At 72.3% G+C, this 23016-nt stretch carries 26 protein-coding genes, 2 tRNA genes and 1 other RNA gene; 21 read left to right on the forward strand and 8 right to left on the reverse strand.

Annotated features, from left to right (window positions below):
• Window positions 1-36 precede the first annotated feature (36 nt).
• Both AB0E83_RS13995 and ffs read right to left on the reverse strand, forming a co-directional pair.
• The gene (locus AB0E83_RS13995) at window positions 37-2181 is read right to left on the reverse strand and encodes a DNA polymerase III subunit gamma and tau (protein ID WP_362110004.1); all 2145 of its coding nucleotides are present in this window, start codon (window positions 2179-2181) and stop codon (window positions 37-39) included.
• A gap of 66 nt (window positions 2182-2247) precedes the next feature.
• Window positions 2248-2346: signal recognition particle sRNA small type (ffs, locus tag AB0E83_RS14000), an RNA gene on the reverse strand.
• Window positions 2347-2477: 131 nt separating this feature from the next.
• Here ffs and AB0E83_RS14005 point away from each other — a divergent pair.
• Window positions 2478-2565, forward strand: a tRNA-Ser gene (locus AB0E83_RS14005).
• Window positions 2566-2676: 111 nt separating this feature from the next.
• Here AB0E83_RS14005 and AB0E83_RS14010 read toward each other — a convergent pair.
• Window positions 2677-3246 carry a hypothetical protein gene (locus AB0E83_RS14010; protein WP_362110006.1) on the reverse strand — a complete coding sequence of 190 codons (570 nt, stop codon included), beginning with the start codon at window positions 3244-3246 and terminating at the stop codon, window positions 2677-2679.
• 317 nt (window positions 3247-3563) lie between these two features.
• Between AB0E83_RS14010 and AB0E83_RS14015 the strand changes: the two genes are divergently transcribed.
• From AB0E83_RS14015 to AB0E83_RS14025, 3 genes are all read left to right on the forward strand, one after another.
• Complete coding sequence (locus AB0E83_RS14015; RefSeq protein ID WP_362110008.1) at window positions 3564-3977, forward strand: hypothetical protein; 414 nt, start codon at window positions 3564-3566, stop codon at window positions 3975-3977.
• A gap of 61 nt (window positions 3978-4038) precedes the next feature.
• Window positions 4039-4713, forward strand: coding sequence for an ATP-binding cassette domain-containing protein (locus tag AB0E83_RS14020; protein WP_362110010.1), 675 nt, complete (start codon window positions 4039-4041; stop codon window positions 4711-4713).
• Window positions 4714-4781: 68 nt separating this feature from the next.
• Complete coding sequence (locus AB0E83_RS14025) at window positions 4782-6965, forward strand: FtsX-like permease family protein (protein WP_362110012.1); 2184 nt, start codon at window positions 4782-4784, stop codon at window positions 6963-6965.
• 72 nt (window positions 6966-7037) lie between these two features.
• Here the strand turns inward: AB0E83_RS14025 and AB0E83_RS14030 are convergent, their stop codons facing one another.
• Window positions 7038-7511 carry a carboxymuconolactone decarboxylase family protein gene (locus tag AB0E83_RS14030; protein ID WP_362110014.1) on the reverse strand — a complete coding sequence of 158 codons (474 nt, stop codon included), beginning with the start codon at window positions 7509-7511 and terminating at the stop codon, window positions 7038-7040.
• Between the two features lie 89 nt (window positions 7512-7600).
• On the opposite strand from AB0E83_RS14030, the gene AB0E83_RS14035 reads away from it, so the two are divergent.
• On the forward strand, window positions 7601-8482 hold the full coding sequence (locus AB0E83_RS14035) for an alpha/beta hydrolase (protein WP_362110016.1): 882 nt from the start codon (window positions 7601-7603) through the stop codon (window positions 8480-8482).
• A gap of 91 nt (window positions 8483-8573) precedes the next feature.
• Window positions 8574-9638, forward strand: a complete 1065-nt coding sequence (locus AB0E83_RS14040; RefSeq protein WP_362110018.1) for an aldo/keto reductase — start codon at window positions 8574-8576, stop codon at window positions 9636-9638.
• 229 nt (window positions 9639-9867) lie between these two features.
• Here the strand turns inward: AB0E83_RS14040 and AB0E83_RS14045 are convergent, their stop codons facing one another.
• Window positions 9868-10503, reverse strand: a complete 636-nt coding sequence (locus AB0E83_RS14045; RefSeq protein ID WP_362110114.1) for a MarC family protein — start codon at window positions 10501-10503, stop codon at window positions 9868-9870.
• Window positions 10504-10628: 125 nt separating this feature from the next.
• Between AB0E83_RS14045 and AB0E83_RS14050 the strand changes: the two genes are divergently transcribed.
• Entirely contained in the window at window positions 10629-11045 is a 417-nt protein-coding gene (locus AB0E83_RS14050) for a YciI family protein (protein WP_362110020.1), read from the forward strand.
• A 138-nt stretch (window positions 11046-11183) separates the two neighbouring features.
• Window positions 11184-11471 (forward strand): metal-sensitive transcriptional regulator, encoded by a 288-nt coding sequence (locus AB0E83_RS14055; protein WP_362110022.1) that lies wholly within the window; start codon window positions 11184-11186, stop codon window positions 11469-11471.
• A gap of 75 nt (window positions 11472-11546) precedes the next feature.
• Here AB0E83_RS14055 and wrbA read toward each other — a convergent pair whose 3' ends face one another.
• Window positions 11547-12155, reverse strand: a complete 609-nt coding sequence (wrbA, locus tag AB0E83_RS14060; protein ID WP_362110024.1) for an NAD(P)H:quinone oxidoreductase — start codon at window positions 12153-12155, stop codon at window positions 11547-11549.
• A gap of 205 nt (window positions 12156-12360) precedes the next feature.
• Between wrbA and AB0E83_RS14065 the strand changes: the two genes are divergently transcribed.
• The 6 genes from AB0E83_RS14065 to AB0E83_RS14090 all read left to right on the forward strand — a co-directional run bounded on the left by AB0E83_RS14065 (window position 12361) and on the right by AB0E83_RS14090 (window position 17789).
• Entirely contained in the window at window positions 12361-13014 is a 654-nt protein-coding gene (locus AB0E83_RS14065) for a helix-turn-helix domain-containing protein (RefSeq protein WP_362110026.1), read from the forward strand.
• A 75-nt stretch (window positions 13015-13089) separates the two neighbouring features.
• Window positions 13090-13662 carry an alpha/beta hydrolase gene (locus AB0E83_RS14070; protein ID WP_362110028.1) on the forward strand — a complete coding sequence of 191 codons (573 nt, stop codon included), beginning with the start codon at window positions 13090-13092 and terminating at the stop codon, window positions 13660-13662.
• A 10-nt stretch (window positions 13663-13672) separates the two neighbouring features.
• Window positions 13673-14731, forward strand: coding sequence for a prolyl aminopeptidase (gene pip, locus AB0E83_RS14075; RefSeq protein ID WP_362110030.1), 1059 nt, complete (start codon window positions 13673-13675; stop codon window positions 14729-14731).
• A 323-nt stretch (window positions 14732-15054) separates the two neighbouring features.
• Window positions 15055-16608 (forward strand): M28 family metallopeptidase, encoded by a 1554-nt coding sequence (locus AB0E83_RS14080; RefSeq protein WP_362110032.1) that lies wholly within the window; start codon window positions 15055-15057, stop codon window positions 16606-16608.
• Between the two features lie 146 nt (window positions 16609-16754).
• On the forward strand, window positions 16755-17051 hold the full coding sequence (locus tag AB0E83_RS14085; protein ID WP_003999914.1) for a type II toxin-antitoxin system VapB family antitoxin: 297 nt from the start codon (window positions 16755-16757) through the stop codon (window positions 17049-17051).
• A 114-nt stretch (window positions 17052-17165) separates the two neighbouring features.
• On the forward strand, window positions 17166-17789 hold the full coding sequence (locus tag AB0E83_RS14090) for a LytR C-terminal domain-containing protein (RefSeq protein ID WP_362110034.1): 624 nt from the start codon (window positions 17166-17168) through the stop codon (window positions 17787-17789).
• Between the two features lie 16 nt (window positions 17790-17805).
• On the opposite strand, the gene upp is transcribed toward AB0E83_RS14090, so the two are convergent.
• Window positions 17806-18441, reverse strand: coding sequence for a uracil phosphoribosyltransferase (gene upp / locus AB0E83_RS14095; protein WP_319011639.1), 636 nt, complete (start codon window positions 18439-18441; stop codon window positions 17806-17808).
• Window positions 18442-18659: 218 nt separating this feature from the next.
• On the opposite strand from upp, the gene AB0E83_RS14100 reads away from it, so the two are divergent.
• The 4 genes from AB0E83_RS14100 (at window position 18660) to AB0E83_RS14115 (ending at window position 20348) form a co-directional block, all read left to right on the forward strand.
• Window positions 18660-18878 (forward strand): hypothetical protein, encoded by a 219-nt coding sequence (locus tag AB0E83_RS14100; RefSeq protein WP_362110036.1) that lies wholly within the window; start codon window positions 18660-18662, stop codon window positions 18876-18878.
• Between the two features lie 282 nt (window positions 18879-19160).
• Window positions 19161-19709, forward strand: coding sequence for a hypothetical protein (locus AB0E83_RS14105; RefSeq protein WP_362110038.1), 549 nt, complete (start codon window positions 19161-19163; stop codon window positions 19707-19709).
• A gap of 47 nt (window positions 19710-19756) precedes the next feature.
• Window positions 19757-20197 (forward strand): tRNA adenosine(34) deaminase TadA, encoded by a 441-nt coding sequence (tadA, locus tag AB0E83_RS14110; RefSeq protein WP_362110116.1) that lies wholly within the window; start codon window positions 19757-19759, stop codon window positions 20195-20197.
• 66 nt (window positions 20198-20263) lie between these two features.
• Window positions 20264-20348, forward strand: a tRNA-Ser gene (locus AB0E83_RS14115).
• Window positions 20349-20417: 69 nt separating this feature from the next.
• On the opposite strand, the gene AB0E83_RS14120 is transcribed toward AB0E83_RS14115, so the two are convergent.
• Window positions 20418-20897 carry an SAM-dependent methyltransferase gene (locus AB0E83_RS14120; protein ID WP_362110040.1) on the reverse strand — a complete coding sequence of 160 codons (480 nt, stop codon included), beginning with the start codon at window positions 20895-20897 and terminating at the stop codon, window positions 20418-20420.
• Between the two features lie 406 nt (window positions 20898-21303).
• On the opposite strand from AB0E83_RS14120, the gene AB0E83_RS14125 reads away from it, so the two are divergent.
• From AB0E83_RS14125 to AB0E83_RS14135, 3 genes are all read left to right on the forward strand, one after another.
• The gene (locus tag AB0E83_RS14125) at window positions 21304-21468 is read left to right on the forward strand and encodes a hypothetical protein (protein WP_362110042.1); all 165 of its coding nucleotides are present in this window, start codon (window positions 21304-21306) and stop codon (window positions 21466-21468) included.
• Between the two features lie 9 nt (window positions 21469-21477).
• Complete coding sequence (locus AB0E83_RS14130; protein ID WP_362110044.1) at window positions 21478-21771, forward strand: Dabb family protein; 294 nt, start codon at window positions 21478-21480, stop codon at window positions 21769-21771.
• Window positions 21772-22039: 268 nt separating this feature from the next.
• Window positions 22040-22888: an RNA polymerase sigma factor SigF gene (locus AB0E83_RS14135; protein ID WP_362110046.1), complete on the forward strand. Its 849-nt coding sequence runs from the start codon at window positions 22040-22042 to the stop codon at window positions 22886-22888.
• Window positions 22889-23016: the final 128 nt, after the last annotated feature.

Consider the following 23016-nt stretch of genomic DNA (forward strand, 5'->3'; position numbering starts at 1 on the left):
GGAAGGTCCTTGTGCGGGCCACCGAGCGAGACGGCCCTACTCGTTCGTGTATTCCTCCACAACGGTGGCGCCGAGCTCGCGCACGATCAGCTCGTGCCCGGAGAGCGCCGACTCGACGAGGTCCGGATCGTCCTCCTCCGGCACGTCGTCCTCGGGCGCCACGGGCTGCGGCTGCGCCGGGGCGGGAGCGGGTGCGGGGGTCGCCCGGGGCACGGGCGCGGCGGCCTGCGGCACCTGCGCCGGGGCGGCCTGCGCGGGCGCGGGGGCCTGGGGGGCGGGAGCCGGGACGGACGGCGCGGGCGGGCCCTGGGGCCTCCCGCCGCCGAAGCCTCCGCCGCCGCCTCCGCCGAATCCCCCTCCGCCTCCGCCGAATCCCCCTCCGCCTCCGGAGAAGCCGCCGCCGGAGAAGCCGCCGCTGCCGGAGGCGCTCCCGGCACCGGGCGGGGGCGCGGAGCCGCCCGACGGGTCGACGATCGCCTCGACCTTCCAGTGCACGTTGAACTGCTCGGCGAGCGCGGCCCTGAGGACGTCCTCGCTGCCGCTGCTCGCGAAGTTGTCCCGCGCGCCCGCGTTGAGGAAGCCGAGCTGGAGGGTGGTGCCGTCGAAGCCGGCCACCTGCGCGTTCTGGCTCAGCAGGATCCAGGTGAAGCGGCGCCGGTTCTTGACCGCCTCGAGGATGGACGGCCACATGTTCCGCACCTGGGCGGCGCCGGCCGCCATGTCGCCCGCCGGGGCCTGCGCGGCGGGCTGCGCCTGCGGCTGCGGCTGTACGGGGGCGGGCACGGGGGCCGCCTGGGGCGCGGCGGTGGGCCATCCGCCGGGCCGGGCCGCCCCGGGCCAGGCACCGGGCCGCGCGGCCTCCGGCTGGGCCGGCGGCTGCGCCTGTACGGGCGCGGGCGCGGCCTGGGCCGGGGGCGGCGGCGGGGCCATCGGCGTATGGGCGTCGGGCCCGGGGACGTACCCCATCGGCGGCCCGGCGGGCGGGGCCGGCGTGAAGACGGCGGCGGCCGGCGGCGCGGCGGCGGCCCCGCGCTCCAGCCGGTCGAGCCGGGCGAGCAGCGACCGCTCGTCGTCGAAGGCGGCGGGCAGCAGCACGCGCGCGCAGATCAGCTCCAGCTGGAGCCGCGGCGAGGTGGCGCCGCGCATCTCGGTCAGTCCCGCGTTGACCAGGTCGGCGGCGCGGCTCAGCTCGGCGGCCCCGAAGACGGACGCCTGGGCCTGCATCCGCTCGACGACGTCGGCGGGCGCGTCGATGAGGCCCTTCTCCGCGGCGTCCGGGACGGCGGCCAGGATCACCAGGTCCCGCAGCCGCTCCAGCAGGTCGGCGACGAACCGGCGGGGGTCGTTCCCGCCCTCGATGACCCGGTCGACGACCTCGAAGGCGGCGGCGCCGTCCCCCGCGGCGAAGGCGTCCACCACGGAGTCCAGCAGCGACCCGTCCGTATAACCGAGGAGCGAGGTCGCCATGGCGTACGTCACACCCGACTCCCCGGCGCCGGCGAGGAGCTGGTCCATCACGGACATGGAGTCACGCACGGACCCGGCGCCGGCGCGCACGACGAGCGGCAGCACCCCGTCCTCGACGGGGATGCCCTCCCGTCCGCACACGTCACCGAGGTACTCCCGGAGCGTCCCCGGCGGCACCAGCCGGAAGGGGTAGTGGTGGGTCCGCGACCGGATGGTCCCGATGACCTTCTCGGGCTCGGTCGTGGCGAAGATGAACTTGAGGTGCTCCGGCGGCTCCTCGACCACCTTCAGCAGGGCGTTGAACCCCGCCGAGGTGACCATGTGGGCCTCGTCGATGATGTAGATCTTGTACCGGCTGGAGGCGGGCCCGAAGAACGCCTTCTCCCGCAGGTCACGGGCGTCGTCCACACCACCGTGCGAAGCGGCGTCGATCTCGATGACGTCGATCGACCCCGGCCCGTTGCGCGCGAGGTCCCGGCAGGACTGGCACTCCCCGCACGGGGTGGGCGTCGGCCCCTGCTCGCAGTTGAGGCAGCGGGCCAGGATCCGCGCGCTGGTCGTCTTGCCGCAGCCGCGCGGTCCGCTGAACAGGTACGCGTGATTGACCCGGTTGTTCCGCAGGGCCTGCTGCAACGGGTCGGTGACATGCTCCTGCCCGATGACCTCGGCGAAGGACTCGGGGCGATAGCGGCGGTACAGCGCGAGAGACGACACGTATACGAGGTTATAGGCGCACACCGACAACCCGGGAAAACCGCGGCCCCCTCGCCCCGCCCCCGAAACGCAAGCGCCCCCCACGCACCCGCCAGAGCCGACCTACCCTTGCTGCCTTCCGGCCCTGGGGGAGTTCAGTCAGATAGCGCCGCGTGAGGGGCTCCGCCCAGCCTACCCGATCCGCTCCCCTGCTCCATCCCCCTCCTCCGCCCTCCCCTCCCCGTCCCCCTCCCCCTCTCCTCCCGCCCGCGGATCACGTTCGCGAGCACCCTCCGCGGTCATGTAATGTTCTCCACGGAGGATTCGCCTAGAGGCCTAGGGCGCACGCTTGGAAAGCGTGTTGGGGGCAACCCCTCACGAGTTCGAATCTCGTATCCTCCGCCAGCCCGAAGGGCCGGACCGCGAAAGCGGCCCGGCCCTTCGGCTTTTCCGGAACTCTCCCCCGTCCGACCCCCTCCAGACCGGCCGGCGCTTCCCTACGCCCCGTGTTCCCGGTCACACCGGACAGGGCCGGTACTCCAGACTCAGCTCGCGGTCGACCGCGTAGCTCGTCCGCATGGAGGCGTCGATGACCTGCGGCCAGGAGCCGTACTTGGCGTAGAGCTGGTCGGCGGTGGGGCCGAGGGGGTTGCCGTACTTCGCCTGGTTCCGCGCCTCCAGGACGGCGACCTCCTCCGGGGTCATCCCGGCGCGGGTGATCGCCTTGGCCTGGTTCCTCATGTCGACCAGCTCCCGGGCGATCTCCTCGTCCGTCGCGCCGGCCTCCCGCATGGCGGCCTCCGTGCGGCGCATGTCCTCCAGCAGCCCGTGGTACCGCATCCGGGTCCGCTGGGCCTCCACCTTCTCGTCCATCGGCATCACCCGGATCCGGCACACCACCGGGTCGGTGCTCGGACAGGGGTCGTCCGCGGAGACCGGCCGCTCCAGCGGCGCCGTGATCACGGACCCGCACGCCTCCGCCGCCGAAGCGACGGAAGCCGCGCCGGCCCCGAGGAGCGCGAGCGCGGCGGCGAGGGGGACGAGGGCGCGGCGGACGGCGCGCCGGGGAGTGAGATCGATACGCATGCACGCATCCTTCGGCAGCGCCATGGATCACTTCACGCAGGCGCACCGATGATCACTCCTACGGGCCACGCCTCCTTCACCGCCTTCACCCCCACCCCGCTGACCTGCGCCTTTCCCACCCCCACCCACGCCTCGCCCCTCTCCACCCGACCTCAGATCCCCTCGAGATCCGGCCGAGAAGAGCTTCTTTTTCGACGTTCCGTTCACCGGATCGGGCGGTGATCAGACGGAGGCACGTTCCTGCGTCATTCGCACCGTAGTTGAGCCGATACGTTCTGTGACGACCAGTCGGCTCATTAAGCAACCAGGGGCAACTCATGGGCAAGTTGAGGAAGTCGGTAACCGCAGCGGTCGTCGCGGGGCTGTTCTTCGGAGGAGCGGGAGCAGCAGTCGCGGACTCGTGGCACAAGCTGAGCATGCGCTCGACGGGCGTTTTCTTCAAGGGCACCTACAAGTGGGAACCCAAGTTCGTGCATCACGGCGGGTTCCACATCGACGGAACGCTGGCTGACACCGACCCCGACGACGGACACAACGTCTACCTGCGCGCCAAGGTACAGGCCTACGACTGGACTCGGGTCAAGGGCGTCCAGAAGAAGGAGATCCACGTCAACCACGTCTTCTTCGACGGCGCAATGCTCGAGTCCACGACGGCAAAGATCCAGGCATGCCGGGACCGGGGTTCGCTGCGGCCTGACAACTGCTCGAAGCTTCGGAAGTTCGCGCGCTGACCATCGACCGTCCAGGGGAGCCGCACTCAGCGGCTCCCCTTTTTCAAGGAGTCCCAGCACTGTGGACGTCATTCTCCGCGCCGAGGGCGTGGACTTCTTCTACGGCGAACAACAGGTGATCAGTGGCGCCGACTTCACGCTCGCTCGGGGTGAAGTGGCCGCCATCATGGGGAGCAGTGGCTCTGGCAAGTCCTCTCTGCTGTACTGCCTTGCCGGCGTACTCCCCCCGGCAAGTGGAACGGTCGCCTTCGACGGGGTGGCGCTGTCCTCCTTGCCGGACGCCGAGTTGAGTGCCTTACGCCGTGAGCGGATCGGTTTCGTCTTTCAGTACGGAGAGTTGCTTGACGAGCTCACCGTCGAGGAAAACGCCGCCCTGCCTCTGCGCCTGGCAGGAGTCGCCAAGGATCGAGCCCACGCGGCTGCCGGTCGGATCCTCGGCCGATTGGGCCTGGGCGACCTTCTCCGCCGCAGGGCATCGAAACTGTCCGGCGGACAACGTCAGCGGATCGCCGTCGCACGGGCCCTCGTTCACCAGCCGGACGTGGTGTTCGCGGACGAGCCGACCGGCGCGCTCGACAGCGTCAATGCCTCAGCAGTCCTGGAGGAGTTCCTGCGGCTGGCGAAAGACCAGGACACTGCGGTGGTCGTCGTCACGCACGATCCAGATGTCGCCGCCAGGGCCGATACCCAGTACACGATGGTTGATGGCGTACTCACACAGCGGGTGACCGCGTGAGCCCCTTTCTTCTCGGGCTTCATCTGCTGTGGGGCACAGGTCGCAGGGGGCGTACGCGCTTCCTACTGATGGCTTTCGGCTCCGCGCTGGGGGTGGCCTGTCTCGCTGCGGTGCTGACCATTCCCGCAATTCTCGAAGCACATGACGTGCGCACCACGGCGCGCTCGCCGAAAGCCGCCCAGCAGGGCAACGTCGTATATCAGAATTTCGTCGATCCCTACGGATCGAGACCGCTGCGACGGACCTTCCTGGCCCGCACAGGGCCCGGTGAGGCCCCCACACCCCCAGGGATCACCGCGCTCCCCGGTCCCGGAGAAGCTGTCGTCTCACCAGAGCTACGTGATGTTCTCGCCGCGCACCCCAACGCCTCGGGCCTGGTGCCCGGCCGGGTGACGGGAATCATCGGGCCTGAGGGACTCGGTGGTCCAAACGAGCTCTACGCCTATGTCGGCACCACTCCCGACAAGCTGACCGAGCCACGCGCGCTCGACCGCTTCGGGAGCAGTCACCTCCAGGACGAGATCGTCGACCAGGAGACTCTGGGCATCCTCCGGTTCACCCTCGGCTGCATTGTTCTCCTCCCCCTTGTCGTCTTCCTTTCCGTCTGCGCGCGTCTCTCCGGAGAGTCCCGTGCACGGAGGCTGGCCGCGCTGCGGTTGGTAGGTCTCAGCATCAAAGACACCGTGCGGGTCAACGCGGCGGAGAACGTCGCGGCGGCGCTCCTCGGGGCAGTGCTTGGGCTCGCCGGATATCTCGGCGCCAACGAGGTCATGGCGCGGATCGGGCTACCAGGGTTCCAGTGGTACCCGGCGGACGGGCGGCCCGAAGGGTCGACCGTGGTTGTGTGTCTGGTCGGATGCCCCGCGCTCGCGTGGATCGTCGGACTGTACAGCGGCCGGCGGGCAGCGCTCTCGCCGATCGCGGTGCGTCGGACAGCGGAACGGCGACCGCCTCGGCGGATCGGGGCGCTGCTGTTGGTTCCGGGGATGGGGGTGATCGGCGGCTATTGCGTGATGAGCGTGATGGGACGGGATCCGTCCGGCGGATCCGCCAGCTCAACACTCGTTCCCTGTGCCGTGATTCTGACCGGTGCGGGCCTTGTGTTCGGGCTTCCGCCCGTGACTGCCTGGCTCGCCCGGCGACTTGCCGGCGTCTCCAGGTCCCTGCCGATGACGCTGGCGATGCGGCGTACGGAAGTGGACCCGGGCTCCTCGCTGCGGGTGGTCACCGGGCTTGTCCTGTTGGTCTTCGGCGCATCGCTCACGCAGGGCGTACTCATCGAGTTGGACCAAGTCAGCCGACGAACGGCGCCGCTGCAGGAGTACGTGATCCAAATGAAGGACCTCACGCCTGCGCAGCGGCAGCAGCTGAAGAAACTTCCCGGCGTACGCACGCACCTTGCCTCGTACAGTTCGTGGACACCGCCTGGCTCCCGCTACAGCAAAGGCCTCGACGTGGTCGTCGGCACCTGTGAGCAGGTCGCCGCGGTCGCGATCTCGGTTCAGGGCTGCGTGGACGGCAAGGTCATGAGGCTGAGCGATGGCCAGCCTCTGTCCGAGTACGACCCGAAGCCCGGTGAACGGTTCCCGTTCGCGCTTCGGGACGGGCGGAAGGCCGTTCTCACCGTTCCTGAGGCCAGTGCGGAGCTGCATGCCTATCAGCCTTCCGTTCTCCTGTCCGGCATGCTGCTCGTGCCGCCCTCGCTGGCGCCTGCGGGGCTTGCCGCCGAGGCGGGGAGTCTGACGCTGGTGTCCGGGGCCGAGGACGGGACCGTGCGGGCCGTGCTCGACGGGATCGGGGCGGTGGCGCCTACCGCGGAGGTGGAGGCGGTGGGGATCGTGATCGAGGCGCTGGCTCAGTTGGCGGTCATCCGGAGCCTGCTGGGGGTGGGGATGGTGCTCGGGCTGGTGGTGGGGGTGGCTGCGTTCGTCGTTTCCGTGGCGGATCGGGCTCTGGAGCGGCGGGGGCAGGTGGTGGCGCTGGGGTTGTTGGGGGCCCGGGCGGGGACGTTGCGGGTGGTGCAGGTGGTGCAGGTGTCGGTGCCGTTGGGGGTGGGGCTGGGCGGGGCCGTGGTGGCGGGGTGGCTGGCCGAGGCCAGTTATCTGATCACGGGGGGCGGGGCCGTGCACTGGGACTGGGAGGGGTTGCCGGTGCTCGTGGGGAGTGCCGTGGGGGTGTTGGTGGTGGCCGGGATCGCGTCCGTGCCCGTGGTGCGGAGGCATGTCGATCCCGAGCACATTCGGCGGGATTGAGTCCCGGAGGCCGCTGGGGCGGGCGCCGCCCGTGCTTCTCCTCTGCCGGGAGGGAGTACGGGCGGCGGCGGGTCAGGCGAACTGGCCCGGGACGTAGTCGCCGGCGGGCTGCTGGGTCATGACGTTGAGGCGGTTGAAGGCGTTGATGAGGGCGATCAGGGAGACCAGGGCGGCGAGCTGCTCCTCGTCGTAGTGCTTGGCCGCGTTCTCCCAGGCCTCGTCGGTGACGCCGCCGTGGTGGTCGGCGAGGCGGGTGCCCTGCTCGGTGAGTTCCAGGGCGGCGCGCTCGGCGTCCGTGTAGACCTTGGCCTCGCGCCAGGCGGCCAGCATGTGGAGGCGGAGGGCGGTCTCGCCGGCCGCCGCGGCGTCCTTGGTGTGCATGTCGAGGCAGAAACCGCAGCCGTTGATCTGGCTCGCGCGGATCTTCACCAGTTCCTGGGTGCTGTGCGGGAGCACGGCGTCCGGGATCGCGAAGCCGGCCGAGGCGAGGTGCTTGACGACCTTGCCGGCGATCGGGCTGGCGAAGAGGTTGAGGCGGGCTTCCATGGGGTTCCTCCGTGGTCGTTCTCCGTGGGCTTTCATGGGGGTGACGGAGCGGGGACATCGGATGTGACGGGGGCTGGGCGGAGATGGGCGTGAGCTACGTCACTCGTGAAGTCGTGCGCGGGGGTGTGTCCCTGGCGGTGCGCGACTGGGGCGGGGGCGAGGGCGGGGCCGGTGCCGAAGTCGGCGTACTGCTGCTGCACGGGCTCGCCGGGCACAGCGGGGAGTGGGACGGGCTCGCCCGGCGGCTGCGCGGCGACGGGTACCGGGTCCTCGCGCTCGACCAGCGCGGGCACGGGGAGAGCGAGCGGAGGCCGGAGGACGTGTCCCGGGCTGCCTATGTCGACGACGTGCTCGCGGTCGTCGAGGAGTTCGGGGGGCGAGGCGCGGGAGCGGGAGGCGCGTCCGGGGCCGGGGCGCGAGGCGGCGGGCGGCCCTTCGTGCTCGTCGGGCAGTCGTACGGCGGTCTCGCCGCGCTGCTCGCCGCCGCTCGGCGGCATCCGCGGATCGCGGGGGCCGTCCTGGTCGAGGCCGGGCCCGAGAAGTCCTCGCCCGAGGAGGTGGCGCAGGTCGTCGGGTGGCTGACGGGGTGGCCGGTGCCGTTCGGGAGCCGGGAGGAGGCCGTCGCGTACCTCGGCGGCGGGGCCGTCGGCGAGGGGTGGGCCTCCGGACTGGAGGAGCGGGGCGACGGGTGGTGGCCGCGGTTCGACGCCGCCGTCCTGGGCCGCTCGCTCGCCGAGAACGCCTGCCGTTCCTGGTGGGAGGAGTGGGACGCCGTCGAGGTGCCCCTCCTCTCCGTCCTCGGGCAGCACGGGATCATCGGCGACGGGCAGTGGGACGGGATGGCCCGGCGGCAGCCCGCGCTGCGCGGGGTCTGCCTGCCGGGCGCCGGGCACGATCTGCACCTGGAGCGGCCGGAGGAGCTGTACGGGGTCGTGGCGGCGTTCCTCCGGGAGGTCACCGCCGGGGCGTAGGGCCCCGGGGACTCGGGGACTCTTCCGCGGGGCCGTCCGCCGGCGCCGGGGGCTTGCCTTCGAGTCCGCTCCAGCCCCTAGGGTGCGGCGCATGCGCTATCGGGTACTCGGCGGGACCGGGATCGAAGTCAGCACCTACTGCCTCGGCACCATGATGTTCGGGTCGGTCGGCAACCCCGACCACCAGGACGCCGTACGGATCATCCACTCCGCCCTCGACCGGGGGATCAACTTCGTCGACACCGCCGACATGTACTCGGCGGGCGAGTCCGAGGAGATCGTCGGCAAGGCGCTGCGCGACCCGCGCCGCCGCGACGAGACCGTGCTCGCGAGCAAGGTGTACTTCCCCGTCTGCGGGGACGGGCCCGCCCGGGGCGGACTCTCCCGGCGGTGGATCGTCCGGGCCGTGGAGGCCAGTCTGGCGCGGCTCGGGACGGACCGGATCGACCTGTACCAGGTGCACCGGCCGGACCACAGGACCGACATCGAGGAGACCCTGGACGTCCTCGGCGACCTCGTCTCCCAGGGGAAGATCCGGGCCTTCGGCTGCTCGGCCTTCCCCGCCGAGCGCATCGTCGAGGCGCACGCCGTCGCCGAGCGGCGCGGGCTGCGCCGGTTCCGGACCGAGCAGCCGCCGTACTCGCTGCTCGCGCGCGGCGTGGAGACCGCCGTGCTGCCGGTGGCGCAGCGGTACGGCATGGGCGTGCTGACCTGGGCGCCGCTCGCCTCCGGCTACCTGTCGGGGGCGTACCGGAAGGGGCGCGGGGTCGACATGACGCGCGGACGGGCGGCGCTCACCCCGCACCGCTTCGACCCGGCCCTCCCCGAGAACGTGGCGAAGCTCGACGCCGTCGAGGAACTGGCCCTGCTCGCCGAGGAGATCGGCTGCTCGCTGCCCGAACTCGCGGTCGCCTTCGCCGCCGCGCACCCGGCCGTCACCTCGGTGATCCTCGGGCCGCGGACCATGGAGCAGCTGGACGGGCTGCTGAAGGGCGCCCCGCTCGTCCTCGGCGACGACGTCCTCGACCGGATCGACGCGATCGTGCCGCCCGGGACCGACCTCTACCGCGCCGACGGCGTCTGGCGGCCGGCCGTCCTCACCGACCCGGCGCTCCGGCGGCGTCCGGTGGGCGAGCGGGCCGCCGCCGATTCCTGAGCGGGGGCGGGGTTGATCTCCGGACGGAGCGGTGCCGATCTCCGAGCGGGGTGGTACCGATTCCTGAGCGGGCGGGGCTGATCTCCGGACGGAGCGGTGTCGGTTCCTGAGCCGGGCGGAGCGGTGCCGATTCCTGAGCGGGCGGGTCGGGGCGGCTGAGCCGTTTCCGTACGGGCGGAGCGGGGCGGGCTGTTCCGTGCCCGCCCTCGTGCAGGCCGCCGGGAGGGGGCTAGTACCGGTTCAGGACCGGGGTCCCCAGGTCGGAGAGGCCGTCGAGGATCAGGTCCACGCCGACCGCGGCGAGCAGCAGGCCGAGGAGCCGGCCCAGGAGTTCGATGGTCGCGTGGTGGGTGCGGCCCAGGACCGGGACGAGCAGCAGGACGCAGATCAGGTCGAGCGCGATGACCGCCACGTACGCCCCGACCACCGTCGAGCGCCAGCCGACCGAGTAGCGGGCGGCGCCCTCGATGAGCAGGGCGGTCATCGCGAGCGGGCTGACGACGTACGGCATGAGGAGTTCGCGGACGCCGCTGGGGATGTCGGGGGCGTCGTCGTGCGGGCCGTCGGAGCCGAGGTGCATGCCGAGGACGAGCCCGACGGCGTAGAGGAAGAAGATGACGCCGCCCGCGATCTGGAGCGCGGGGGTGCTGATGTGGAAGAGGTCGAGCAGCCAGGGGGCCGTGCCGCCGGTGACCAGTCCGACGAAGACCGCCGCGCCGGAGGCGACGAGGGCGATCGTGCGGAGCTGCCGGAGGGGGTGGACCTGGGCGAGGCCGGCGAAGGCGAGGAGCACCTTCGGCGGGCCGACGACGGAGAAGAAGGTGATGAAGGCGGCGGAGAAGGTGAAGGGGTGCACAGCGGACATCATGGGGCGGTCGGGTGATTCGGGACGGATTTCAGGATCTCGTCCGCGCGGTGTCGAGAACGCGGGGGCGGCTCCGACCCACCTTCGAGAGAGGTACCCACCCCACATACGGCACGGAGGTCGTCATGAAGTACCTGGTGATGGTTGAGGGCTCGCACGCCGACTACGAGGCGATGAGCGGTCGCGGCTCGGCGCAGAGCCCGGCCTGGGACAAGGAATCGCTCACGGCGATGTTCGACTTCATGAACACGCTCAACGAGGAGCTGCGCGCGAGCGGCGAGATGCTCGACGGGCAGGGGCTGACCGACCCGGCCGAGACCCGGCTGGTGTCGCTGGACGCGGAGGGCCGGCCGGTGGTGACGGACGGCCCGTACGCGGAGACCAAGGAGGTCCTGGCCGGTTACTGGGTGCTGGAGTGCGCGAGCCTGGAGCGCGTGACGGAGATCGCCGCCCGCGTGGCCCGCTGCCCGCAGCCGGCCGGTGCCCCGGAGTACCCCGTGGTGATCCGGCGGATCGACGAGACGGGGCCGTCGCAGGACTGACGCGGGGCCGAGCGGGCCGGAGGGGCGCACGGAAGCGGCCGGCCCGGCCCGTCCGCGGCGGGTGTCATCCTTGGTGGTCGGAGGCCCCCGTACCCGGGGCGCACGTCACCCCCCGGGGTATCTGCTGGAGGAGCGGTTGTGGAACTCGATCTCGCGGGCGCGGAGCTCAAGGCCGTGCTGAACCGGCTGCGCCGGGCGCAGGGGCAGATCTCCGGCGTGATCCGGATGATCGAGGAGGGGCGCGACTGCGAGGAGGTCGTGACCCAGCTGGCCGCCGCCTCGCGGGCGCTGGACCGGGCCGGGTTCGCGATCATCGCGACGGGGCTCCAGCAGTGCCTGACGGACATGGAGCACGGGAAGCGGGACGGCGAGGACCCGGAGAAGATGCGGGCCCGGCTGGAGAAGCTGTTCCTGTCCCTGGCCTGAACGGCCGGCGGTCCCGTACGCGCGCACCCCCGGCGGAGAGCCTTCCGCCGGGGGTGTTCCGCGTCCCGCGCGGGGTCAGTCGACCGGGAGGCCCTTCAGGCGCTTGGCGATCGTCGTCAGGCGGGCGCCCTGGTGACGGGCGGCGGCCAGGACGTTCTCGCCGGGGGCGCCGTTGGCGGCGGGGTGGGCGGTGCCGTACGGGTTGCCGCCGGCCGCGTAGACGGCGGGGTCGGTGAAGCCGGGGGCGACGATGACCGAGCCCCAGTGGTGGAAGGTGTTGTAGAGGGCGAGCAGCGTGGACTCGTTGCCGCCGTGGAGGTTGTGGGCGCTGGTGAAGCCGGTGGCGGGCTTGTCCGCCATGACGCCGCGCTGCCACAGGCCGCCGGTGGTGTCGATGAACTGCTTCAGCTGGGCCGCCACGTTGCCGAAGCGGGTCGGCGAGCCGAGCGCGTACGCGTCCGCCCACTCCAGGTCCTCCAGGGCGGCGAGCTCGACGCCGGCGGTGGCGTCGACGTGGGCGCGCCAGGCCGGGTTGGCGTCGATCGCGGCGTCCGGGGCCAGCTCGGGCACGCGCCGCAGCCGCACCTCGGCGCCGGCCTTCTCCGCGCCCTCGGCGACCGCCTGGGCGAGCTGGTGCACGGCACCGGTGGACGAGTAGTAGACGACGGCGACCTTCACGGACATGACGGGCTCCTCAGCATCGGCGCGGACCACAAGCGGATCAGTTTCCGTTTCGCTGCCCCGAGCCTAAGCGGATAGCTATCCGAATGACAAGGGGGGCGGGTATGCTCGGAGAACGGGACCGACGGAAACCGGCGTCCCGGCCACCGGGGGGACCGGTGGCGGACAGACCGACGACGGGGGCGCGACGAAGGGCAGGGACGGGCCGATGAGCACGAGAAGACCGGGAACCGACGACGGGCCCGCGCCCCTGCTCGCCCTGCTCCCCACCGCGCCCCACGCCGGCCCCGGCGCCGGTCCCGTCCCCGAGCGCGCCGACGCCGCCCGCAACCGGCGCCGGATCCTCGACGCCGCCGCCCGGATCGTCGCCGAGCAGGGCCCCGACGCGGTCACCATGAACCAGGTCGCCCACGCCAGCGGCATCGGCGTCGGCACCGTCTACCGCCGCTTCGGCGACGTCTCGCAGCTGCTGTGGGCGCTCCTCGACGACCGCGAGCGGCAGTTCCAGGAGGCGTACATGGGCGGCCCGCCGCCGCTCGGCCCCGGCGCCCCCGCCGAGGAGCGGCTCGACGCCTTCCTCGACGCGCTCGTCGACCGCGTCGCCGAGCAGCGCGCGCTCCTGCTCGCCGCGCACTCCGCGGCGCCCCGCACCCGCTACCACAGCGGCGCCTACCTGCTCATGCACACGCACGTGGCGATGCTGGTGGGCCTGATCCGGCCCGGCGCCGACTCCGCGCTCCTCGCCCACCTCCTCCTGGCGCCCTTCTCCCCGGACCTGGTGCACCACCTCACGGTGGAGCAGGCGCTCCCCGCCGAGCGGGTCAAGGCGGGGGTACGGGAGCTGCTGGCGTTCCGCGCGTAGGGACCCGGCCCGGCGCCCTGTCCACCCCTCGGAAAGGCCTGGACCGGGACCGCGCGCCCGCCCCACGATCGGGCCATGACCGCACCGAAGACCTTCCTCGTCCTCCACGGCTTCCAGAACCACCGGCCCGCCGGGCACTGGCAGCACTGGCTCGCCGGCGCCCTGCGCGAGCGCGGCCACGAGGTCCGCTACCCGCAGCTGCCCGAGCCGGACGCGCCCGTCCTCGACGCCTGGCTGGACGCCCTGGAGGAGCACGGGAAGCGGCCGGCCGAGGGCGAGTTCGTCGTCCTCGCGCACAGCCTCTCCGTCCTGCTCTGGCTGCGGGCGGGCGCGCGCCGGCCCGCGGCCGACCGGGTCCTGCTCGTCGCCCCGCCCTCCCCCGGCGTCACCGCCTCCATCCCGGAGATCGCCGCCTTCGCCGACGGCCTCGACCTCGCCGAGGAGGGCGTGGCGGCCCGGCTCGTGCACGGCGACAGGGACCCGTACTGCCCCGAGGGCGCCGGCCTCCACTACGGCACCCCGCTCGGCCTCGACACGGACCTCGTGCCGGGCGGCGGCCACCTCAACCCCGACTCCGGGTTCGGGCCGTGGCCCGCCGTGCTGCGCTGGTGCGAAAACCCCGAGACCCGGATCACCGGCGCCGAGTAGCGTCGGGCGGATGCGCCCCGAGACCCCTCCGCACCGCCCCGAGTCCCCGTCGAGCCGGCCCCAGTCCCCGTCGGGCCGCCCCGAGTCCCGGTCGAGCCGGCCGGACGCCCCTCCGGCGCCGGGCCGCCCCGAGCCCGTCCCGTACGAGGAGGGCCTGCTCGACGTCGGGGACGGCAACCGCGTCCACTACGAGGTCCACGGCGACCCGGCGGGGAAGCCCGCGCTCGTCGTGCACGGCGGGCCGGGCTCCGGGTCCTCCCGGACCGCACCCCGGCTCTTCGACCCGGAGAAGTACCGGGTCGTCCAGTTCGACCAGCGCGGCTGCGGGCGCTCCCTCCCGCACGCGAGCGACCCCGCCGCCGACCTCTCCGTGAACACCACCGCCCACCTGGTGGCCGACATGGAGCGGCTCCGCGTCCACCTGGGGATCGACCGGTGGCTGCTGTACGGCGGCTCCTGGGGCTCGACGCTGATCCTCGCGTACGCGCAGGCGCACCCGGAGCGGGTGAGCGAGATCGTCCTCGCCTCCGTGACCACCACCCGCCGCTCCGAGACGGCCTGGCTGTACGGGGGCGTCGGCCGGTTCTTCCCCGAGGCGCACGAGCGGTTCCGGGCCGGGGCGGGGCACGCGGAGGACCCGGTGGGGGCGTACGCGGCCCTCATGAACCACCCCGACCGGGCCGTACGGGAACGGGCGGCGGCCGACTGGTGCGCCTGGGAGGACGCCGTCCTGTCGACGGAGGGCATGGGGACCCCGTACACCGACCGCGTCGACGACGCCCGGCTCGGTTTCGTCCGGATCTGCTCCCACTACTTCGCGCACGGCGCCTTCCTGGAGGAGGGCGCCCTGATCCGGGACGCGCACCGGCTCGCCGGCATCCCCGGGGTGCTGATCCACGGGCGGCTCGACCTGGGCGGGCCGCTCACCACCGCCTGGGAGCTCGCCCGGGCCTGGCCGGACGCCGAGCTCCACGTGGTGGAGAAGGCCGGTCACCTGGGCGGCGACGAGACCCGGCGACTGATCGTGACCGCCCTGGAACGCTTCGCGGACGGTGATCCGGCCCGGTGACCCGGGCAGGTGACCCGGCCGGCGGTCCGGGCGGGTGACCCGGCCGGCGGTCCGGCCGGGTGATCCGGTCGGGCGACTCCGCCGGGCGGGGCGGGCCGTCCGGCGGGATCATCGAAGCATGGGCCCGGGTCCGCGCCCCGGGCAGGAGGTGGAGCCCGATGCGAAAGCCGCGAAAGCCGCGAAGGACGGGAAAACGTCCGGGAATTGAGAATTCCAGATGTCATTCCTGTTCAGGGTGACATGAATTGCGCCGGACGTGTTCACAGAAGGCCCTCGCGATGGCTAACTTCCCCTCAACCTCGTCCCCATCGGGAAGGACTTCTGTGAACGCATCGCAGCGTCGTGCCGCGGCCATCCTCGCCGCGGCGGCCCTCGCCACCCCCCTGGTCCTCGCCTCGCCGGCCACCGCCGTGAAGGACCCCGCCGCCGCGCCGGCCCGGGACGCGGCGAAGCTGTCGAAGAAGCTGGTCCGGGAGACCACGGGCAAGGACGCCTTCAGGCACCTGCAGAAGTTCCAGGCGATAGCCGACGCGTCCGGCGGTCACCGCGCGGCCGGCTCGCCCGGCCACGACGCCTCGGCCGCGTACGTGTACGCGCAGCTCAAGAAGGCCGGCTACAACGTCTCGTACGAGAAGTTCGACTTCGTCTACACCGAGACCCTCGCCGAGAAGGCCTCCGTCGTCGGCGCCGCGCCCCGCGCGTTCGACATCAAGGCGATGACGTACACGAAGTCCACCCCGGTCGGCGGCATCACCGCCGCCCTGGCCGCCGTCCCGGTCGACGCCGACGGCACCACCGGCTGCGAACCGGGCGACTTCGCCTCCTCCTCCTTCACCGGCAAGATCGCCCTGATCAAGCGCGGCGGGTGCAGCTTCGCGGCCAAGCAGGAGAACGCCGCCGCGGCCGGCGCCGCCGGCGCGATCGTCTACAACAACACCGCGGGCGTCCTCTCCGGCACCCTCGGCGAGCCGGCCGCGGGCAAGATCCCGACCGGCGGCATCACCCAGGCCGAGGGCGAGAAGCTCGCCGCGGAGCTCGCCGCCGGACCGGTGAACCTCTCCTTCGAGATCCGCCAGCTCCAGGAGGAACGTTCCACCAACAACGTCATCGCGGAGACCAAGGGCGGCAACGCCGCCAACACCGTGATGCTCGGCTCGCACCTCGACTCCGTCACCGCCGGCCCCGGCATCAACGACAACGGCTCCGGCTCCGCCGGCCTCCTCCAGGCCGCCCTGGAGCTCGCCGAGTCGAAGGCGAAGGTCCGCAACAAGGTCCGCTTCGCCTGGTGGTCCGCGGAGGAGAACGGCCTCCTCGGCTCCGAGCACCACGTCGCCAACCTGACGGAGCTCGACAAGAAGGAGATCAAGCTCTACCTCAACTTCGACATGATCGCCTCGCCGAACTACGGCCTGTTCGTGTACGACGGCGACAACTCGGACAACGTCGGCGAGGGCCCCGGCCCCGAGGGCTCCGCGCAGCTGGAGCGCGACATCACCGACTTCATGGACAAGCAGGGGCTGCCGCACGAGGGCACCGACTTCACCGGCCGCTCCGACTACGGCCCGTTCATCGAGGTCGGCATCCCGTCCGGCGGCACCTTCACCGGCGCCGAGGGCATCAAGACCGCCGCGCAGGCCGCCAAGTTCGGCGGTGAGGCCGGGGTCGCCTACGACGTGAACTACCACGCGGCGGGCGACGACATCACCAACGTCAACATGACCGCCTTCGACGCCAACATCGACGTCATCGCCAACGCCGTGGGCACCTACGCCCACGACATCTCCTCGCTGCGCAAGCCGGTCGTCTCGGTGCCGACCGAGGGCGACGCGGGCAGCGGCGGCGGCCTGCACGACGACCACCACGAGGTCACCGAGTAACCACCGCCTCCGGCGGGCGGGGGCCCCCTTCCCGGGGAGCCCCCGCCCGCACGACCCCCCTATGCCGGTTGTGCGGCGTTCTGTCCCGGCATCCCGTCGGCTCCGCGTGGCTGCGCCGGGAGCCGTGCGCCCGGTAGGCTTTCCGTGTGATCTTCAAGCGCATCGGAAACGGCAGGCCGTATCCCGACCACGGCCGGGAAAGCACCCGGCAGTGGGCGGACGTCGCCCCGCGCCCGGTCCGCCTCGACCAGCTCGTCACCACCAAGGGCCAGCTGGACCTGGAGACCCTGCTCGCCGAGGACTCCACCTTCTACGGCGACCTCTTCGCGCACGTCGTGAAGTGGCAGGGCGACCTCTACCTCGAGGACGGACTGCACCGCGCCGTCCGCGCGGCCCTCCAGCAGCGCCAGGTGCTCCACGCCCGGGTGCTGGAGCTCGACTGACCCGCCCCCGGAGGGTGCCGCGCCTGATCCTTTCGGGCGCAGTTCACGCCCATCCGGCCGCGATCACATGATCATCAAGTAGGCATCGCGCACGGGCGGCATTACGCTGCGCCCATGAGCATGCTCACTCCCCCCGGCATGGGCGGAAAGTACCGCATCACGGGGGATGTCTACCCGCGCATGCGCCGACCCCACCGCCGGCGCAGGATCGTCCTGGCCTCCGCCGCCGCCGTGGTCGTGCTCGGCGCGGCCGGCTGGGGCACGCTCCAGCTCGTCGACGTCTTCTCCGGCGGCGACGACACCCGGAAGACCGCCGCGGGCAAGCAGGCCGACTGCAAGCCCTCGCCCAGCCCCGCTCCGGCCGCCAAGCTGCCCAAGCCCGCCCAGGTCACGGTGAACGTCTACAACGCGACCCCGCGCAGCGGACTCGCCAAGGCCACCGCCGACGAGCTGAAGAAGCGCGGCTTCACCATCGGCAAGGTGGGGAACGCGCCGGCCGCCTACGACAAGAAGGTCGCCGGCTCCGGGCTGCTGCTCGGCGCCCCGGCCGCCGCCAAGGGCGCCTTCGCCGTCCTCGGCACCCAGCTCGCGGGCACCACGACGAAGGTCGACGCCCGCACCACGGCGGACGTCGACCTGATCATCGGGACGGCCTTCAAGGCCCTGTCGCCCAAGGCGACGGCCGACAAGGCGCTGCTCGTGCTCAACAAGCCCAAGCCGGTGCCGGGCCGCTGCTGAGTCCTGCGGGCGACCGCTACTCGGCGGTGCCGTACATGCGGTCGCCGGCGTCGCCCAGGCCCGGGACGATGTAGCCGTGCTCGTTGAGCCGCTCGTCGACCGAGGCCGTCACGACGGTCACCGGCGTGCCCGCGAGCTCGCGCTCCATGACCTCGACGCCCTCCGGGGCGGCGAGCAGCACCACGGCCGTCACGTCGTCCGCGCCGCGCCGGATCAGCTCCTGGATCGCCGCGACCAGCGTGCCGCCGGTCGCCAGCATCGGGTCGAGCACGTACACCTGGCGGCCGGACAGGTCCTCCGGCATCCGGGTGGCGTAGGTCGACGCCTCCAGCGTCTCCTCGTTGCGGATCATGCCCAGGAAGCCGACCTCGGCGGTCGGGAGCAGCCGGACCATGCCGTCCAGCATGCCGAGCCCGGCGCGCAGGATCGGGACGACCAGCGGGCGCGGGTACGACAGCTTCACGCCGGTCGTCGGCGTGACGGGGGTCTCGATGTCGACCTGCTCGGTGCGCACGTCCCTGGTCGCCTCGTAGGCGAGCAGCGTGACCAGCTCGTCGGCGAGCCGGCGGAAGGTCGGGGAGTCCGTGCGCTTGTCGCGCAGCGTGGTGAGCTTGTGGGCGACCAGCGGGTGATCGACGACGTGGAGACGCATGACTCCACAGTAGCCCGCCGCACACCGGCCCCCGTCCACCGCCGGTCCCGGCCCGTCACGGCCGTCCCACCGGCCCCCTGCCCCTCACCGGCCGCGTCGCCCCGCGGCCGTCCCGCCGGCCCCCGGGGCACCACCGGGCGCGTCCCACCACTGGCCCCGACCCGGGGCGCTGCGGCAAGGTGGGGGCACAGGGACCCAGCGATGGGGTGGTGTGGCCGATGCCCGACCCGAAGAACACATCCGGCCAGGACCGGGCCGAAACGGAGCCCCGGGCGCCGGAGACACAGCCGGAGACCGACGCGGAGCGCCGCAGGCGCCGCGCCCAGTTCCTCCGCGAGCTGGGCGAGGCCAAGGCGCTGCGCGACCGCGTCCAGCCGCGGCGCGCCCGGGCGGCCCGGATGAGACAGGCCATGCGGATGCGGACCTTCCGCTGGTGAGGCCCGGGGGGACCCGGCGGGGTCCGGCGGAATCCGGTGCGGCCCGGCGGGATCCGGTGGGGCCCGCCCGTGCGACGGGCGGGTGCCCTCCGTGCGCCGCGAATGCGCCCCCTCCGTGCGCCGGGGTCGTACGCCCACCCGAACGCGGTGTGGTTCAGACTGATGCACGACGCAAGAGCCGAAGACCTCTCCTGAGGCCGTCGTTTCTGTCACGATGCCGATTGGGCGGGGCTCAGGAGCGCGCCGCCGGATCATCACACCTCTGATCAGTGGGAGAGTCAGGTGTACTTCGCCGCACTGCTCGCGCGCACCGAAGACGGGTGGGAAGCGAGCGATACGGAGCTCGACGACGTGGAGACGCTGGCGGACCTGGCCGATCTGGCCCGCGAAGCGGCGGCCGACGAGGGGGAGACCGTTCTCGTCTTCATCGAGCAGGAGGACGCGTGGTTCGGCATCGTCCGCGTGGACGGGGAGGACGACCCCCGGGTCTACGTCTCCAACGCGGCGGCCGCGAACCGCTCCTCGTACGGGGAGATCCTCGTCTCGGAACTGCTCGGCGACGACGACCCGGACAGTGAGCTCGACGAACTCGACCGGCTCGCGGCCCTGGACGGCACCGAGGAAGGCGAACCGGAGCACGCGGCCGGCGGGGACGAGGACGACGCCGCCGCGGGCAGCGCCGGGATCGCGCCGGCCGGACCGCTCGGCGAGGGCCGGATCCTCGCCGACCTCGGCCTGTCCGAGCGGGACCTCCTCGCCCTGACCGACGACGCCCTCGGGGAGATCGCCGACGCCATCGGCGCCTCCGACATCCTGGAGGCCGTCCGCTAGTGCCGTCCGCAGTGCCCGGCCCCGTGCCGGATCTTTGGCGGGACGCCATGCGCCTCGCCCTCGCCGAGGCCGCCGCGGCCGTGCCGGCCGGTGACGTACCGGTCGGCGCGGTCGTGCTCTCCCCGTCCGGCGAGCTCCTCGCCCGCGGCCGCAACGAGCGGGAGGCGACCGGCGATCCGACCGCCCACGCGGAGGTCCTGGCACTGCGCCGGGCCGCCGCCGCCACCGGCGAGTGGCGGCTGACCGGCTGCACCCTCGTCGTGACCCTGGAGCCCTGCGTGATGTGCGCGGGCGCGCTGGTCCAGTCCCGGGTCGAGCGGGTCGTCTACGGCGCCGACGACGAGAAGGCCGGCGCCGCCGGCTCCCTCTGGGACCTGGTCCGCGACCGCCGCCTCAACCACCGCCCGGAGGTCGTCAGGGGCGTCCTCGGGGACGAGTGCGCCGAGCAGCTCACCGGCTTCTTCCGCAGCCGCTCTCCCCTGCCGTGACCTGCGGCGGACCCGTCCGCCGATACGGATTTCATCGCTGAGCGACTTTGGGCTAAGCTCTCTCTCGGTAGCGTGTCCGAGCGGCCGAAGGAGCTCGCCTCGAAAGCGAGTGTGGCGCAAGTCACCGAGGGTTCAAATCCCTCCGCTACCGTTGAAGACGCCCCTCCGCCAGGCAACTGGCCGGAGGGGCGTTCTGCATGCCCGCGGGGACGGGCGGGGGTCAGTAGTACGCGCGCATGATCTCGGTGGCCCACTCCGGCTGGGTGGTGGCCCCGCGCGGCCCGAACTCGGCCATGTACGGCTTGATGTCGAGCACCGGGGTGCCGTCGACCGCGTCCAGGCCCTCCACGTGGACGTCACGGCCGTCGACGCGCAGCAGCCGGCAGCGGGAGACGCCGAGCCGGTTGGGGCGGTTCTTGCCGCGCTGGGCGAAGATGCCGACGAGGGGCCAGTCGGTGTTGCCGCGCGGGTGCCGGGCGCCGGTCTCCACCTTCCCCACCGGCACCCGGTCGAAGTGGTAGACGACCTCGACGTGCGAGAAGGCGTCCAGGCCCGCCAGGGCCTCCGGTGCGAAGCGGTCGTCCAGCCGGATCACCGCCGCCACCCCGCCCCACTTGTCGTCCCGGACCTCCGCCCGGCCGCCGACCACCCGGCCGACCGGAGCCGAGACGACCTCCACGGGGCTGCTGCTCTCGGACATGCGCCGCACCTTTCGCGAGACGGGGACGATCACGAGCCACCGTACGACGGACGGGGCGTGAGGGGGCGTCATGCGAGAGAGGAGGGCGGACCCTCCCGGCGTGAAGGAAGAGGCCGGGGGGAGCGGCATCGGGGGGACAAGCCGCTCCCCCCGATGAGAACCGGTCCGACAAGTCCTGCGCCGCGGTCAGGGGGGAAGCTCGCGGCGCGGACCCCGCAGTGCGGGCCGGTTCCATGCGCCCCGCGGATTCCTGCCAGATCCGCCGGGCTCGACATCCATCCTGCTCCCCCCTCACCCGCCCGGGGGACGGCGAAAGACCCCGAAGACCGGGTCCTTGGTCCATAAAGGCTCGGTTAGAGTGGGCCACCGCCGAGGCGGGGTCGCGGTACGGGGAGGGTGAGGGCGGATGTCCCAGGCGAGGAAGTTCGCGGTCTACGCGTTCGGGGTCTTCGTGCTGTACGCGATCATCACGTCCCCCGACCGTTCCGCCGAACTGGTCCAGATAGGGTTCGAGGGCCTTTCCGGCGCCGCCAAGGGCGTCGGCGAGTTCATGACCGAACTCATCAATTAGGAGCCCTCCGTGATCCGCCATCTGGTCCTCTTCAAGCTCAACGAGGGCGTCGAGCGCGACGAGCCGCGCGTCGTCGCCGGCGTCGAGGCGTTCCGCGCGCTCGGCGGGCAGATCCCCGAGCTGCGCTTCTGGGAGTGCGACTGGAACGTGTCGGACCGGCCGATCGCCTACGACTTCGCGATCAACTCGGCCGTCGAGGACCTGGAGGCGCTCCAGCGCTACCTGGACCACCCGGCCCACCAGGCGGGCGTCGCGCTGTGGCGCGAGTTCTCCACCTGGGTGATCGCGGACTACCCCTTCTAGGGGCCGTTCGCCGCCCTCCGGGGCCCCTTTTCCGGCGCACTCCTCCGAGACCCCCCGCCCGTACGGGCGGGGGGTCTCGCGCGTTGCCGCCCGGCGCCGCTCCGGCCTCCGGTTCGTCGTCCACCATGCCTTCAACACGTGGTTATGCGGTGCTTGCACACAGTGGACATGTCTTGTGATGCTATGACCGCTTTTGATGGATGACTTGACCGTTTGACCGTAGTTGTCCCAGTCGACCAGCTACACCAGCCAAAGGGGTGGCGTGAACGTGCCGGCCAGTACAGCGCCTCAGGTCCCGCCCCAGCACGAGGCGGGCGGGGCCGCGGACACCCCGCGCCCCCGGGACCGGAGCAGCCGCGGCGCCGACACCCGCGCGCTCACCCAGGTGCTGTTCGGGCAGCTCAAGGACCTGGAGCCGGGAACCCCCGAGCACGACCGGGTGCGCGGGGCCCTCATCGAGGCCAACCTGCCGCTCGTGCGGTACGCGGCGGCCCGCTTCCGCTCCCGCAACGAGCCGATGGAGGACGTCGTCCAGGTCGGCACGATCGGCCTGATCAACGCGATCGACCGGTTCGACCCCGAGCGGGGCGTGCAGTTCCCGACCTTCGCCATGCCCACCGTGGTCGGCGAGATCAAGCGGTACTTCCGCGACAACGTCCGCACCGTCCACGTGCCGCGCCGGCTGCACGAGCTGTGGGTGCAGGTGAACGGCGCCACCGAGGACCTGACGACGGCGCACGGGCGCTCCCCCACCACCGCCGAGATCGCCGAGCGGCTGCGGATCGGCGAGGACGAGGTGCTCGCCTGCATCGAGGCCGGACGGTCGTACCACGCCACCTCCCTGGAGGCCGCGCAGGAGGGCGACGGGCTGCCCGGACTGCTCGACCGGCTCGGCTACGAGGACCCGGCGCTCGCCGGCGTCGAACACCGCGACCTGGTCCGGCACCTGCTCGTCCAGCTCCCCGAGCGGGAGCAGCGGATCCTGATGCTGCGTTACTACAGCAACCTGACCCAGTCCCAGATCAGCCAGGAGCTCGGGGTCTCGCAGATGCACGTGTCAAGGCTCCTCGCCCGCAGCTTCGCCCGCTTGAGATCCGCAAACAGAATCGAGGCGTGACCGGAACGGGTAGACCGGTTCGGAGCGGTTTCCGGCGTCCCAAATGCCGTACACCCCTTGTTTCCTGCGGATATGCGCCCCCTTCTTGTCGACAAGTCACTACAGCGTGTTGCCGACATGTGACATTC

Origin of the sequence: Streptomyces sp. NPDC035033 (assembly GCF_040636735.1) — a bacterium.
In the GTDB taxonomy this organism is placed as follows: domain Bacteria; phylum Actinomycetota; class Actinomycetes; order Streptomycetales; family Streptomycetaceae; genus Streptomyces.

What these genes read in the sequence shown, in the direction of transcription:
- AB0E83_RS14100 (WP_362110036.1), top strand. Translation starts at nt 18,660, where the DNA reads ATGCCCGACCCGAAGAACACATCCGGCCAGGACCGGGCCGAAACGGAG.
- AB0E83_RS14045 (WP_362110114.1), bottom strand. Translation starts at nt 10,503, where the DNA reads ATGTCCGCTGTGCACCCCTTCACCTTCTCCGCCGCCTTCATCACCTTC.
- AB0E83_RS14125 (WP_362110042.1), top strand. Translation starts at nt 21,304, where the DNA reads ATGTCCCAGGCGAGGAAGTTCGCGGTCTACGCGTTCGGGGTCTTCGTG.
- AB0E83_RS14030 (WP_362110014.1), bottom strand. Translation starts at nt 7,511, where the DNA reads ATGGAAGCCCGCCTCAACCTCTTCGCCAGCCCGATCGCCGGCAAGGTC.
- wrbA (WP_362110024.1), bottom strand. Translation starts at nt 12,155, where the DNA reads ATGTCCGTGAAGGTCGCCGTCGTCTACTACTCGTCCACCGGTGCCGTG.
- AB0E83_RS14070 (WP_362110028.1), top strand. Translation starts at nt 13,090, where the DNA reads ATGACCGCACCGAAGACCTTCCTCGTCCTCCACGGCTTCCAGAACCAC.
- AB0E83_RS14090 (WP_362110034.1), top strand. Translation starts at nt 17,166, where the DNA reads ATGAGCATGCTCACTCCCCCCGGCATGGGCGGAAAGTACCGCATCACG.
- AB0E83_RS14065 (WP_362110026.1), top strand. Translation starts at nt 12,361, where the DNA reads ATGAGCACGAGAAGACCGGGAACCGACGACGGGCCCGCGCCCCTGCTC.
- AB0E83_RS14120 (WP_362110040.1), bottom strand. Translation starts at nt 20,897, where the DNA reads ATGTCCGAGAGCAGCAGCCCCGTGGAGGTCGTCTCGGCTCCGGTCGGC.
- tadA (WP_362110116.1), top strand. Translation starts at nt 19,757, where the DNA reads ATGCGCCTCGCCCTCGCCGAGGCCGCCGCGGCCGTGCCGGCCGGTGAC.
- AB0E83_RS14025 (WP_362110012.1), top strand. Translation starts at nt 4,782, where the DNA reads ATGGCTTTCGGCTCCGCGCTGGGGGTGGCCTGTCTCGCTGCGGTGCTG.
- AB0E83_RS14015 (WP_362110008.1), top strand. Translation starts at nt 3,564, where the DNA reads ATGGGCAAGTTGAGGAAGTCGGTAACCGCAGCGGTCGTCGCGGGGCTG.
- upp (WP_319011639.1), bottom strand. Translation starts at nt 18,441, where the DNA reads ATGCGTCTCCACGTCGTCGATCACCCGCTGGTCGCCCACAAGCTCACC.
- AB0E83_RS14050 (WP_362110020.1), top strand. Translation starts at nt 10,629, where the DNA reads ATGAAGTACCTGGTGATGGTTGAGGGCTCGCACGCCGACTACGAGGCG.
- AB0E83_RS14040 (WP_362110018.1), top strand. Translation starts at nt 8,574, where the DNA reads ATGCGCTATCGGGTACTCGGCGGGACCGGGATCGAAGTCAGCACCTAC.
- pip (WP_362110030.1), top strand. Translation starts at nt 13,673, where the DNA reads ATGCGCCCCGAGACCCCTCCGCACCGCCCCGAGTCCCCGTCGAGCCGG.
- AB0E83_RS14010 (WP_362110006.1), bottom strand. Translation starts at nt 3,246, where the DNA reads ATGCGTATCGATCTCACTCCCCGGCGCGCCGTCCGCCGCGCCCTCGTC.